This window comes from Mitsuaria sp. RG (assembly GCF_028369275.1).
In the GTDB taxonomy this organism is placed as follows: domain Bacteria; phylum Pseudomonadota; class Gammaproteobacteria; order Pseudomonadales; family Pseudomonadaceae; genus Aquipseudomonas; species Aquipseudomonas peradeniyensis.
Genome location: NZ_JAQMYQ010000041.1, coordinates 1 through 13,017 on the forward strand (window position 1 = coordinate 1; position 13,017 = coordinate 13,017).

Annotated in this window: 14 protein-coding genes; 2 read left to right on the forward strand and 12 right to left on the reverse strand. The window is 64.3% G+C overall.

The genetic code is table 11. The annotated features are described in order from the left end of the window. The first annotated feature begins 174 nt into the window (after nucleotides 1–174). Entirely contained in the window at nucleotides 175–339 is a 165-nt protein-coding gene (gene arfA / locus POF53_RS19975; protein ID WP_028690395.1) for an alternative ribosome rescue factor ArfA, read from the forward strand. A gap of 61 nt (nucleotides 340–400) precedes the next feature. Beyond that, nucleotides 401–1,714, forward strand: coding sequence for a lytic murein transglycosylase (locus POF53_RS19980; RefSeq protein WP_203648159.1), 1,314 nt, complete (start codon nucleotides 401–403; stop codon nucleotides 1,712–1,714). Nucleotides 1,715–1,829: 115 nt separating this feature from the next. On the opposite strand, the gene POF53_RS19985 is transcribed toward POF53_RS19980, so the two are convergent. From POF53_RS19985 to nadD, 12 genes are all read right to left on the reverse strand, one after another. Further along, nucleotides 1,830–2,768, reverse strand: coding sequence for a S66 peptidase family protein (locus POF53_RS19985; protein ID WP_234562429.1), 939 nt, complete (start codon nucleotides 2,766–2,768; stop codon nucleotides 1,830–1,832). 102 nt (nucleotides 2,769–2,870) lie between these two features. Continuing rightward, on the reverse strand, nucleotides 2,871–3,887 hold the full coding sequence (gene lipA, locus POF53_RS19990) for a lipoyl synthase (RefSeq protein ID WP_028690392.1): 1,017 nt from the start codon (nucleotides 3,885–3,887) through the stop codon (nucleotides 2,871–2,873). Nucleotides 3,888–3,889: 2 nt separating this feature from the next. Next, nucleotides 3,890–4,537, reverse strand: coding sequence for a lipoyl(octanoyl) transferase LipB (gene lipB, locus POF53_RS19995; RefSeq protein ID WP_203648160.1), 648 nt, complete (start codon nucleotides 4,535–4,537; stop codon nucleotides 3,890–3,892). Further along, nucleotides 4,537–4,812 carry a DUF493 domain-containing protein gene (locus POF53_RS20000; RefSeq protein WP_011535839.1) on the reverse strand — a complete coding sequence of 92 codons (276 nt, stop codon included), beginning with the start codon at nucleotides 4,810–4,812 and terminating at the stop codon, nucleotides 4,537–4,539. Before POF53_RS20000 ends, lipB begins: the two co-directional genes overlap by 1 nt. A gap of 73 nt (nucleotides 4,813–4,885) precedes the next feature. Then, a complete protein-coding gene (locus tag POF53_RS20005; protein ID WP_203648161.1) occupies nucleotides 4,886–6,046 on the reverse strand; it encodes a D-alanyl-D-alanine carboxypeptidase family protein in 1,161 nt (386 codons plus the stop codon). Nucleotides 6,047–6,319: 273 nt separating this feature from the next. Further along, entirely contained in the window at nucleotides 6,320–7,318 is a 999-nt protein-coding gene (locus tag POF53_RS20010; RefSeq protein WP_203648162.1) for a septal ring lytic transglycosylase RlpA family protein, read from the reverse strand. After that, nucleotides 7,319–8,329, reverse strand: a complete 1,011-nt coding sequence (gene mltB, locus POF53_RS20015) for a lytic murein transglycosylase B (protein WP_203648163.1) — start codon at nucleotides 8,327–8,329, stop codon at nucleotides 7,319–7,321. Between the two features lie 17 nt (nucleotides 8,330–8,346). Then, nucleotides 8,347–9,492, reverse strand: a complete 1,146-nt coding sequence (gene rodA / locus POF53_RS20020) for an FtsW/RodA/SpoVE family cell cycle protein (protein ID WP_498969126.1) — start codon at nucleotides 9,490–9,492, stop codon at nucleotides 8,347–8,349. Beyond that, nucleotides 9,489–11,387, reverse strand: a complete 1,899-nt coding sequence (gene mrdA / locus POF53_RS20025; RefSeq protein ID WP_203648164.1) for a penicillin-binding protein 2 — start codon at nucleotides 11,385–11,387, stop codon at nucleotides 9,489–9,491. The genes rodA and mrdA overlap by 4 nt, the downstream gene beginning before the upstream one ends. Nucleotides 11,388–11,404: 17 nt before the next feature. Continuing rightward, nucleotides 11,405–11,872, reverse strand: coding sequence for a 23S rRNA (pseudouridine(1915)-N(3))-methyltransferase RlmH (gene rlmH / locus POF53_RS20030; RefSeq protein WP_023631106.1), 468 nt, complete (start codon nucleotides 11,870–11,872; stop codon nucleotides 11,405–11,407). Nucleotides 11,873–11,881: 9 nt separating this feature from the next. After that, nucleotides 11,882–12,313 (reverse strand): ribosome silencing factor, encoded by a 432-nt coding sequence (rsfS, locus tag POF53_RS20035; RefSeq protein ID WP_203648165.1) that lies wholly within the window; start codon nucleotides 12,311–12,313, stop codon nucleotides 11,882–11,884. Between the two features lie 44 nt (nucleotides 12,314–12,357). Further along, on the reverse strand, nucleotides 12,358–13,017 hold the full coding sequence (gene nadD, locus POF53_RS20040) for a nicotinate-nucleotide adenylyltransferase (RefSeq protein WP_203648166.1): 660 nt from the start codon (nucleotides 13,015–13,017) through the stop codon (nucleotides 12,358–12,360).

The following is a 13,017-nucleotide window of genomic DNA, read 5'->3' on the forward strand; positions in this document are numbered from 1 at the left end:
AAACCTTAACCGGTGTCCAAAATTACTTGACCAGTTCAAGCCCGCTCCCACAAAGATGTCGTGGGAGCGGGCTTGACCCGCGATGAGGCCCGCCGCCATAAACACAATCAATTGGCTCCGGTAGCGCTACAGGCCTAAAGTGCGCCCGCCATCCACCCACACCGGGAACCCACCATGAGCAAAAAGCCGAAAAAGCACGGCCCCAACAAGGCCAAGTCCATCGTCGCCCAACCGCTGTTCCGCTGCCGCCAGGAACGACCGGAAAAAGGCAAAGGCAGCTACCGCCGCGAAGCCTTCCAATCGAGAGATTGGGAGGCTTCCTGCTTTATGGCGGCATGAAAGGCATGAAATGCGCAGGCATGGTATGGTCGGCACCTGACCTGCAATTCTGGATCTGTGCATGCCCTCTCGTCTCACTCTCCGCTGGCAACCCCGCCAGCTGATCGCGGCCACAAGCTTCATCCTGCTCGTCGCCTGCGCCGAGAAACCCACCGCCGCCGACGCCCTGCCGCTGGCGCCCGCCCAGCCCGCCCCCGTCGCCACCCTGCCCGGCACCGCGCCCGAGGCCAACGGTGAAATCCAGCCCCTGCAGACCTTCGCCCAATGGCAGGCCGGCTTCCGCCAACAAGCCCTGCAAGCCGGTATCAGTGCCAGCCTGTTCGACCGCGCCTTCCTCGGCGTCACCCCGGACATGGACGTGATCAAGGCCGACCGTAGCCAACCCGAGTTCACCCGCCCGGTGTGGGAGTACCTGGACGGCGCCCTGTCGCCGCTACGCGTGCGCAACGGCAAGAAACTGCTCGAGCAGAACGCCGATCTGCTGACCCGCATCGAACAACGCTACGGTGTCGATCGCCAGGTTCTGGTCTCGGTATGGGGCATGGAAAGCAACTTCGGCCAGTTCCAGGGCAGCAAGTCGGTGATCCGCTCACTGGCCACCCTGGCCTATGAGGGCCGGCGTCCGCAGTTCGCCCAGGACCAGCTGATCGCCGCCCTGCAGATCCTGCAGAACGGCGATATCCAGCCCGATGCGATGCGTGGCTCCTGGGCTGGCGCCATGGGCCAGACCCAGTTCATCCCGACCACCTACCTGACCCACGCCGTGGACTTCGACGGTGACGGCCGTCGCGACATCTGGAACAGCACCGCCGACGCCCTGGCCTCCACCGCGCACTACCTGCAGGCGTCCGGCTGGAAACGTGGCCAACCCTGGGGCTTCGAGGTGCAGGTGCCCGCCGGCTTCGACTACTGGCTGGCCGATGGCAGCCAGCGCAAGAGCGTCAACGAGTGGCTGCAGCTGGGCGTGAAACTGCCGGCCGGCACCACCCTGCCAACCGGCAGCGACCAGCTGCCCGCCGCCCTGTTGCTGCCCGCAGGTGCCAAGGGGCCAGCATTCCTGGTACTGGACAACTTCCGCGCCATCCTCAAGTACAACAATTCGTCGTCCTACGCGCTGGCGGTGAGCCTGCTGGGGGATCGTTTCTCCGGATGGGGGTTCATTGCCGGCAGCTGGCCGAAAGAGGACCTGCCGCTGAGCCGCAGCGAGCGAATCGAGTTGCAGACCTTGCTCAATGCCAACGGGCATGAAGCAGGCAATCCGGATGGGATCATCGGCGCCAATACCCGCAAGGCAATCCGCAATGCGCAGCAGGCCCAGGGTTGGCCGGCGGATGGTTATCCGACCCACAAGCTGCTTGATAGCCTGCGCCGCTAGAGAGCGCAGGGGGGCGCTTTGCGCCCCTTTCGCGGCACTGCTCCTACAGGCGATTGCAATCCCCTGTAGGAGCGGCCTCGTGCCGCGAAAGGGCTGCAAAGCAGCCCCGGCGATCTCAACCCCTGAACAGATCCTGCAACAGCACCAGACTCTGCTCTTCAGCATCCAGTCGCACACTTGCCCCCATCGGCAAGCACACATTCGGATCACAGTGCCCACTGCGCCACCCGGCCAGCACCGGCACCCCGAGCGGGCCGAAGACGTCCAGCAGCAGCGGCGTCATCGCCGCCACCGTGATCCCGGCAAAGTCTCCCACCAGCACCCCTCGCACCTCTTCCAGCTTGCCGGCTAGGCGCAGTTGGGTCAGCAGTCGGTCGACACGGTAGAGCGGCTCGTTGACGTCCTCGATGAACAGGATGCTGTCACGGGTGTCGACTTCCGCCAGCGTCCCCAGCGTGGAGCCGAGCAGCGACAGGTTGCCGCCAACCAGACGCCCGCTGGCAATCCCGGGCACCACGCTGGTGAGCGGGAACTCGACAGGGTGGTCAATCACATCACCCGCCCCCAGCCGCCCCCGTAGCTGTCCGAACAGTGAGCTGACGGTGGGCTCGAGCTTGCCCCCCAGCAGGTCGGCATTGAGCATTGCGCCATGGAAGGCCAGCATCCCGGCATGTCGGTTGAGCGCCGAATGCAGGGCGGTGATGTCGCTGTAACCCACCAGCGGCTTGGGATGGCGTCGGATCAGTTCGAAGTCGATGCGGTCCAGCAGGCGCATGCTGCCGTAACCGCCGCGCATGCACAGGATGGCGTCGATGTCCGGGGCGCTGAATGCATCGTGCAGGTCACGCAGGCGTTGCTCGTCGCTGCCGGCAAGGTAACCGTCCGCCTGCAGCACCCCAGGGTAGATGCGGCACTGCTGGCCACGGCTTTCGAACCACTGACGGGCCTTGTCGGTGTCCAGCCGCGCCGGCCCGGCCGGGGCGACGATGGCGAAACGGGCGTTGTCAGGCAAGGCCTTGGGCAACAGGTATTCAGCAGTTTCCAGGCAATTCATCGCGCCACTCCTTGCAGCTTGTCGCTTGAAACAGATCGCTCAAAAACAAAAATGCCGATGCCGCCTTCCGGCGCGCATCGGCATGTCCCGCTCAAGCCCGGTTCAGAGCTTGATCTTGGCTTCGTGGGCCTGCTGGTCGGCGTGGTACGACGAGCGCACCAGCGGGCCGGAGGCGACGTTCTTGAAGCCCATCTTGTAACCTTCCTCGGCGAACCAGGCGAAGGTGTCCGGGTGCACGAAGCGCTGTACCGGCAGGTGGTTGCGCGACGGCTGCAGGTACTGGCCGAGGGTCAGCATGTCGATGTCATGCTCGCGCATGCGGTGCATGACCTCGATCACCTCGTCGTCGGTCTCGCCCAGGCCCAGCATCAGGCCGGACTTGGTCGGCACATGCGGGACCATCTGCTTGAACTTCTGCAGCAGGTCCAGCGACCAGTCGTAGTCCGAGCCCGGACGCGCGGCCTTGTACAGGCGCGGTACGGTCTCGAGGTTGTGGTTGAACACGTCGGGCGGGGTCTGCGCGGTGATTTCCAGCGCCACGTCCATGCGCCCACGGTAGTCCGGCACCAGGGTCTCCAGCTGGACGCCCGGCGACAGCGCGCGGATTTCGCGGATGCAATCGGCGAAGTGCTGGGCACCGCCGTCACGCAGGTCATCGCGGTCCACCGAGGTGATCACCACGTACTTAAGACGCAGGTCGGCGATGGCGATGGCCAGGTTCTTCGGCTCGTCCAGGTCCAATGGCTTCGGACGACCGTGGCCGACGTCGCAGAACGGGCAGCGACGGGTGCAGATGTCGCCCATGATCATGAAGGTCGCGGTGCCGCCGGAGAAGCACTCGCCCAGGTTCGGGCAGGAGGCCTCTTCGCACACGCTGTGCAGTTTGTGCTTGCGCAGCAGTTGCTTGATGCGGTCGACCTCCGGCGAAACCGGGATGCGCACGCGAATCCAGTCAGGCTTTTTCGGCAGTTCTTCGGTGGGGATGATCTTCACCGGGATGCGCGCCACCTTCTCGGCGCCGCGCAGCTTCACGCCGGCCTCGACTTTCTTCGGCGCAGGGCGCGGGGTCACGTCTTGCGTGGGGATCAGGTTCGGCACGGCTTCTTGCACAGTTGTCATAATCAGTCGATTCCGCCCGTCAGGGTCGTCTGCTCAGCATAGTCGAGGTGCCTGACCAGCTGTCCGCGCAGCCTTGTCCTGACCTCGTCAAGTTCGATCGGGCCTGCCAGGTCGCGCAGCTGGGTCATGGCCAGCCCCGCATACCCACAGGGGTTGATTCGGCGGAATGGCGCAAGGTCCATGTCCACGTTCAGGGCAAGGCCGTGGAAGGAACGACCGTTGCGGATTCGAAGGCCAAGGGACGCGATCTTCGCGCCATCGACGTAGACGCCCGGGGCATCGGGCTTGGCCACCGCCTGCACGCCGTAGCTGGCGAGCAGGTCGATGAGCGTCTGCTCGATGCGACTGACCAGCTCGCGCACGCCGATGCTCAGGCGCCGCACATCCAGCAGCAGGTAGGCCACCAGTTGGCCGGGGCCGTGATAAGTGACCTGGCCACCGCGATCGGTCTGTACCACCGGGATCTCCCCCGGGATCAGCAGGTGCTCGGCCTTGCCGGCCTGGCCCTGGGTGAAGACCGGCGGGTGCTCGACCAGCCAGACTTCGTCCTGGCTGTCCGGGCCGCGGTGCTCGGTAAAGCGGCGCATGGCCTGCAGCACCGGTTCATAGGGCTGCAGGCCAAGATCGCGAATACCGAGCACGCCGGACATCACAGCACCATTTTCACGATGCCGGTGGCACGCAGGGCACTGTTGATGTCGTGCAGCTGGTTTTCGCTCTCGGCAACGATATGCAGTTGCACCGTGGTGTACTTGCCTTCCTTGCTCTGGCGCTCGGCCAGGGTCGACAGGTCGACCTTGGCGTGCTTGCTGAGGATCTCGATCACGGTGTCGCGGAAACCGACAACGGTGTCACCGATCACCTTGATCGGGTAGTCCTCGCAGGGGAATTCGATCTTGTGCGACTTGACGTCTTCTTCGCTCATGGCGGAAACGGCCTCGTAAGCCGTGGCAGCAACATCGCCCCCGCCTGGTTCACGGGGGCGCGCTGGTCACGTATCAGTTGAACAAACCGTAGAAGAACAGGCGGATGCTATCCCACATACGGCCGAAGAAACCAGCTTCCTCCACGCCGTCAAGGGCGATGAGGTCGGCGCTGTGAACCACTTTCTCGTCCAGTTTGACTTCCACTTTGCCGATCACGTCACCTTTGGCGATCGGAGCGGTCAGTTGCGGGTTCATGGTCATCGAAGCCTGGAGGCGCTTCAATTGGCCTTTAGGCATGGTCATGGTCAGGTCGTTGGCCAGGCCGGCTTTCACCTGGTTGGTCGCGCCTTTCCATACCTGGGCCTGGGTCAGCTCGGTGCCTTTCTGGTAGAAGGTCTGGGTTTCGAAGAAGCGGAAACCGTAGGTCAGCAGCTTCTGGGTCTCGGCGGCGCGGGACTGCTCGCTGTTGGTGCCGAACACCACGGCGATCAGGCGCTGGCCGTCACGCACGGCCGAGGCGACCATGCAGTAGCCGGCTTCGTCGGTGTGGCCGGTCTTCAGGCCATCGACGGTCTTGTCGCGCCACAGCAGCAGGTTACGGTTCGGCTGCTTGATGTTGTTCCAGAAGAACTCTTTCTGCGAGTAGATGGCGTAGTGCGCCGGATCTTCGTTGATGATCGCGCGTGCCAGCAGGGCCATGTCGTGGGCCGAGGAGTAGTGCTCGGGGTTCGGCAGGCCGGTCGGGTTCATGAAGTGGCTGTTGGCCATGCCCAGGTCGGTGGCGGTCTTGTTCATCATGTCGGCGAAAGCGTCTTCGCTGCCGGCGATGTGCTCGGACAGGGCGACCGAGGCGTCGTTGCCAGACTGGATGATGATGCCGTGCAGCAGGTCGCTGACGGTGACCTGGCTGCCGACCTTGATGAACATGCGCGAACCACCGGTGCGCCAGGCGTTCTCGCTGACGGTGACCGGGTCGTTCTCGCCGATCTGGCCGCGACGGATGTCCAAGGTGGCGATGTAGGCGGTCATCAGCTTGGTCAGGCTGGCCGGCGGCAGGCGCTCGTCACCGTTGTTCTCGACCAGCACGTTGCCGCTGGACGCGTCCATGAGTACGTAGGACTTGGCGGCCAGTTGCGGTGGTGCCGGCATCATCTGCTCCGCTGCGAAGGCAGCAGGCATGATCATCAGCAGAACGGGCAGGCAAAGTCGTTTGGCAAGGTTGGTGATGTTCATCCGTCTCTCGTAAATCGCTAATGGTCTGATGTTCCGTGGGCAAGTTCGTTTGCCCAGCGCCCCGTCAGTCTAGTTTTATGGCCGGTGGCCTGGCCCGACAGTGCGACGTAATGCCGCTGCGGGCAAAAGCGGGCATTGTACATGTCATTGCCCGGCAATTCATGAACAAACCGACAGATCGGTGTGCTCTGCTTCGCGGGTGAACCCGCTCCCACAGGATCTGTGCAAAACCCTGTGGGAGCGGGTTTACCCGCGAAAGGTCCGACGCGTACGTCAGTCGGTCACGACCTTCGCCTGACCGAGGTTCGCCAGGCGAATGCTGTCCTGCGCCTGCTGGATCTCGCCCTGGCTGTTGATCGGCCCCAGGCGCACCCGGTGCAGGGTCTGCTGGTTACGCACCACGGAGCTGATGAACACCGGCGCGCTGACCATGGTGCTCAGCTTCGAGCGCAGCAGCTCGGCGGCATCCGGGTTGGCGAATGCGCCCACCTGCAGGATGCTGCCGCCACTTGCGTTCGGCACATTGTTGCCGCCCACCTGCACCGGCACCACCGGCGCCGCGTGCTGCTGCGGTGGCGGGGTCCACTGCTCGACCCGGCCGGTGCTCGCGGCAATCGGCTGGGCCTGGGCCACCTGCGGTTCCTTGAGCACCATCGGCGGCTGCTGGCCACGCTGGGCCCACCATTGCTGCGGGTCGATCCCTTCGACGCGCACGTGCGCGGTGCCGGTCTCGGCATAGCCGAGCTTCTTCGCCGCGGCGTAGGACAGGTCGATGATACGGTCGGAATAGAACGGGCCACGGTCATTGACCCGCAGGATCACACTGCGGCCGTTGGCCAGGTTGGTCACTCGCACATAGGCCGGCAGCGGCAGGGTCTTGTGCGCCGCGCTCATGCCGTACAGGTCGTACAGTTCGCCGTTGGCGGTGTTCTGGCCGTGGAACTTGGTGCCATACCACGACGCGGTGCCTTCGGCGCGGTAGTTGCGCGAGTCCTGCATCGGGTAGTAGGTCTTGCCCAGCACCGTGTAGGGGTTGGCCTTGTAGTTGCCAGTGTGCACGGTCGGCGTGGCGTCGGGGATCTTGTTGACGTCCACGTCCCACCAGGGCGCGCCGTCCTTGTGCGCACGGTTGATGTCCAGGCCCGGCTGCGCGCGCACGGTGTTGCCGCTCTGCGGGGTGGAGGGCCGGCTCGACGAACAACTGGCCAGCACCAGGCCGACAGCGACGCAGGTGAGCAGTTTTGCGGTATTGACGGTGAAGAATTCGCGCATTTACTTGACGCCCCGTGCCAGAACCAGCTGTTCGGAAAGCTGATGCACCGCCATGGCATACATCACGCTGCGGTTGTAGCGAGTGATCGCATAGAAGTTTTTCAGGCCCATCCAGTACTCGGGGCCATCGGCGCCTTCCAGGCGGAAGGCGGTGACCGGCAGATCATCGCGCAGCGCATCATGACCCGACCAGCCCAGCGCCCGCAACTGCGCGACCGTCCTGGTCGGCTCGATGCCGGTGGTCAGGCCTTCGTCGACCCGTGCGCCAGCCACGCTGGCGCGGCTGACCACAGGTTCCCCGGGTACCCAGCCATGACGCTTGAAGTAGCTGGCGACGCTGCCGATAGCATCGTCCGGGTTGTTCCAGATATTGATGTGGCCGTCGCCGTCGAAGTCCACGGCATAAGCGCGGAAGCTGCTCGGCATGAACTGCGGCAGGCCCATGGCGCCGGCATAGGAGCCCTTGAGCGTGAGTGGATCGAGCTGCTCCTCGCGGGCCAGCAGAAGGAACTCGCGCAGCTCCTTGCGGAAGAATTCGGCCCGTGGCGGGTAGTCGAAACCGAGCGTGGACAGGGCATCGATGACCCGGTAGTTGCCGGTGTTGCGACCGAAGAAGGTTTCCACGCCGATGATCGCGACGATGTACTGCGCCGGCACGCCGTATTCCTGTTCGGCGCGGGCCAGCACGGCCTCGTGCTGGCGCCAGAAGTCCACACCGCGGGCGATGCGCGCGTCGGTGATGAACATCGGGCGGTATTCCTTCCACGGCTTGACCCGCTCGGCCGGCCGCGATATCGCATCGAGGATCGCCTGCTTGCGCTGCACCTCGCGGAACACGCCCATCAGTTGCTCGCCGGCGAAGCCGTAGTCGCGAGTCATCTCGCCAACGAACTCGGCAACCTGGGGCGAGCCGTCGTAGTCACCGGCATTGGCCTGCTGGATTGCGCCGAGCAGCCCCACTGCGCCGAAAAACGGCGCCAGGCGGGCAGCCCAGCCACGCACTGCTTGCATGAAATTCTTCACCTTTTTCAAACCTGTGCAATCCATTTACGGTGCGTATGGATCGACATCAGAACGCCAAACGCTGACAGCAGCGTCACCAACGAAGTTCCGCCATAGCTGATGAAGGGCAGCGGCACGCCCACCACGGGCAGAAGGCCGCTGACCATACCGATATTGACGAACACATAAACAAAGAAGGTCATAGTCAGGCTGCCCGCGAGCAGCTTGCCGAACAGGGTCTGGGCCTGGGCGGTGATCATCAGCCCGCGGCCGATCAGCAGGATGTAGATCAGCAGCAGCAGGCAGATGCCGACCAGGCCGAACTCCTCGCCGAGCACGGCGATGATGAAGTCGGTGTGGCTTTCCGGCAGGAAGTCCAGGTGCGACTGGGTGCCCAGCAGCCAGCCCTTGCCGAACACCCCGCCCGAACCGATCGCCGCCTTGGACTGGATGATGTTCCAGCCGGTGCCCAGCGGGTCGCTTTCCGGGTCGAGGAAGGTCAGTACGCGCTGCTTCTGGTAGTCGTGCATGACGAAGAACCACATCGCCACCGCCACCGGCACCGCCGCGGCAATCACGCTGACGATCCAGCGCCAGCGCAGCCCGCCCATGAACAGCACGAAGGCACCCGAGGCGAGGATCAGCAAGGCCGTGCCCAGGTCAGGCTGGCGCACGATGAGGATGAACGGCACGCCGATCAGGACCAGGCTGATCGCCACATGCTTGAGCTGCGGCGGCAACGTGCGCTTGGCCAGGTACCAGGCGATGGTCGCCGGCATGATGATCTTCATGAATTCCGAGGGCTGGAAACGGATCACCCCGGGAATGTTGATCCAGCGCGTCGCGCCCATGGCGTTGTGGCCCATGACGTCCACCACGATCAGCAGGAACACCCCGGCCAGGTAGGCCAGCGGCACCCAGCGCGCCATGAAGCGCGGCTCGAGCTGGGCGATGATGAACATCGACACCAGGCCGATGCCGAAGGAACTGGCCTGCTTCATCAGCAGGTCCCAGTTCTTGCCGCTGGCCGAATAGAGCACGAACAGGCTGCCGGCGGCGAGCGTCAGCAGGATGAGCAGCAAGGGGCCGTCGATGTGGATGCGCTGCAGGAAGCTGGCGCGCCTGCGCATCACGTCCTCGCTGGAGAGCATGCGGTCGAAGTTGTTCTTCACGGGGCCGATTCCTGGGCGACTGTGGCGGGGGCGAACTCGGGCTTGAGCCGGCCGTTCTCGTCAAGCAGCCAGGCATCCATGACCTGGCGCACCACGGGGGCGGCGACGCCGGAACCGGACTCACCGTTCTCGACCATCACCGAAACCACGATCCTCGGATCGTCGGCCGGGGCGAAGGCGACGAACAAGGCGTGGTCGCGGTGGCGTTCCTGGAGTTTGTTGCGGTCGTACTTCTCACCCTGCTTGATCGCCACCACCTGGGCCGTGCCGCTCTTGCCTGCGATGCGGTACTGCGAGCCGATGGCGGCCTTGCGGGCGGTGCCGCGGGCGCCGTGCATCACCTGCTCCATGCCATGAGTGACCCTGGCCCAGTCAGACTTGTCGCGCAGGACGATGTTTTCCATGGGGTTCTCGTCCACCGGAGGCTGGCCTTCGATGGTCTTGGCCAGGTGTGGACGGTTCCACACGCCTTTGTTGGCAATCAGCGCGGTGGCCTGGGCCAACTGCAGCGGCGTGGTCTGCATATAGCCCTGGCCGATACCGAGGATCAGGGTTTCGCCGGGGAACCAGGCCTGACGGCGGGTGGCGCGCTTCCACTCACGGGACGGCATCAATCCGGGCGACTCTTCGAACATGTCCAGGGCGACCTTCTGCCCGATACCGAACTTGTTCATGTAGCTGGACAGCCGATCGATTCCCATCTTGTGCGCAAGATCGTAGAAGTACGTATCGTTTGACCGCATGATCGCCACATCCAGATCAACCCAGCCATCGCCGGTGCGGTTCCAGTTGCGGTATTTGTGATCGTAGTTGGGCAGTTGGTAGTAACCCGGGTCGAACACCCGGCTGCCTGCCGTCACCACGCCACTGTCGAGCCCGGCAATCGCCACTGCCGGCTTGATGGTCGAGCCAGGCGGATAAAGACCGCGCAGCACACGGTTGAACAGCGGCCGGTCGATCGAGTCGCGCAGTTCGGCGTAGGCCTTGAAGCCGATGCCGGTGACGAACAGGTTGGGATCGAAGCTCGGCTGGCTGACCATCGCCAGCACCTCGCCGGTGCGCGGATCGAGGGCGACGATGGCGCCACGGCGCCCGCCCAGCGCCTGCTCGGCGGCTTCCTGCAGCTTGATATCCAAGCTCAGCACGATGTCCTTGCCCGGCTTCGGGTCGGTGCGCTTGAGCACTCGCAGCACGCGGCCACGGGCGTTGGTCTCGACTTCCTCGTACCCCACCTGGCCATGCAGCTCGTCTTCGTAGAAGCGCTCGATGCCAGTCTTGCCGATGTGGTGGGTGCCGCTGTAATTCACCGGGTCGAGGCTCTTGAGTTCCTTCTCGTTGATCCGCCCGACGTAGCCCACCGAATGGGCGAAATGCGCGCCCTGGGGGTAGTGGCGAACCAGCTGCGCCGCTACTTCCACGCCGGGCAGGCGGAACTGGTTGACCGCGATGCGGGCAATCTGCTCTTCGTTGAGCTCGAACAGGATCGGCACCGGCTCGAATGGCCGGCGCCCCTGCTTCATGCGCTTCTCGAACAGGGCACGGTCGTCGGGAGTGAGCTCGAGCACCTCGACGATCACATCCAGCACGTCCTGCCACTTGCCGGCATTGCCGGCGCGTTCGCGGGTCATCACCAGGCTGAAGCTGGGGCGGTTGTCCGCCACCACCACGCCGTTGCGGTCGAAGATCAGCCCACGGGTCGGCGGGATCGGCTGCACATGCACCCGGTTGTTCTCCGACAGCGTCGAGTGATAGTCGTACTGGATGACCTGCAGGTAATACAGCCGGGCGATCAGCACGCAGACGAGCAGCACCACCGCCACGGCGCCCACGACGACGCGGTTGCGCACCAGGCGGGCGTCTTTTTCGTGGTCCTTGAGGCGAATCTGCTGCGGCATCGGAGAGGCTTACAGGTTCATTTGTGGTAGGGATGCCCGGACAGCACGGTCCAGGCGCGGTAGATCTGCTCGCCGATGAGTATCCTTACCAACGGGTGCGGCAACGTCAGCGGCGACAGCGACCAGCGCTGTTCGCTGCGCGCGCAGACTTCCGGCGCCAGCCCTTCCGGGCCGCCCACCATCAGGTTGACCGTACGCGCGTCCAGGCGCCAACGGTCCAACTCGCCCGCCAATTGCTCGGTGCTCCAGGGCTTGCCATGGACCTCGAGGGTGACGATGCGTTCCCCAGGCTGCACCTTGCTCAGCATCGCCTCGCCCTCCTGACGGATCAGGCGGGCGACATCGGCGTTCTTGCCGCGGGTGTTAAGCGGGATTTCCACCAGCTCCAGCGCAAGCTCCGGGGGCAGGCGCTTGGCATACTCATGCCAGCCTTCCTCGACCCACTTGGGCATGCGCGAGCCGACCGCGATCAGACGCAGACGCACGGCGCTTCCTTATTCCCGGTCTTTGAGCTTGTCGGTGAAGTAATCGCTGGCGTTTTCCGGGCTGTGGTGCTTGGCATCGGCGGCACGGCTCTGCTCGGCACCCAGCCACAGGCGCTCCAGGTCGTAGAACTGGCGGGCAGCGGCGGTCATCATGTGCACGATGACGTCGTTCAGGTCCAGCAGGACCCAGTCGCTGTCGCCCTTGCCTTCTTCACCCAGGGGTTGCGCACCCTCTTTCTTCACCGCTTCACGGACCTTTTCCAGCATCGCGTTGATCTGGCGATTGGAGGTACCGGTGGCAATGATCATGTAGTCGGTCAGGCTGTGCTTTTCGCGCACGTCGATGACCTGGATGTCCTGGGCCTTGACGTCTTCCAGGGCGCTGATGGTCAGTTTGACCAGCTCTTCGCCACTGATGCCATTGATTTTCTGCTTGGTCATATAAAACTCGTTCAACTCATTGATTGAGGCGCCAGCGGGCGCCGTCAGTTGGACACACGATACAGGTCGTGTGCCTCGATATAGGCCAGTACTGCGTCCGGCACCAGGAACCGCACCGACTTGCCGCTGGCCAGCAGCTGCCGGATTTGCGTGGCGGACACCGCGAGCGGGGTCTGCCAGACGAACGAAATGTGCCCCGCCGGGCCGGACATGGCGGTGGGATCGCTCTCCGAGCGCGCCGCCAACAGGTTGCGCAACTCGTCAGGGGGTTCGACATCGGCATCCGGGCGCTGCAGCACCAGGATGTGACAGTGTTGCAGCAGCTCTTCCCAGCGATGCCAGCTGGGCAGGCCGCAGAACGCGTCCCAGCCCAGCACCAGGAACAGCTGGTCGTGCACGTTCAATTCAGAGCGGATCGATTCGAGCGTGTCGATGGTGTACGACGGTTTGTCGCGGGCCAGTTCACGGGCATCGACACTCAGGCAATCAACCCCGGCCACCGCGCCGCGCACCATGGCCAACCGATCCTGGGCCGACACCAGCGGCGTGTCGCGGTGCGGCGGGCGGGCGTTAGGCAGCAGGCGCAGCTCGTCCAGGCGCATGAACTCGGCCACTTCCAGCGCGCTGCGCAGGTGACCGATATGCACCGGGTCGAAGGTACCGCCGAGAATGCCGATGCGCCGGACTGCCACAGCGTTGCTCAA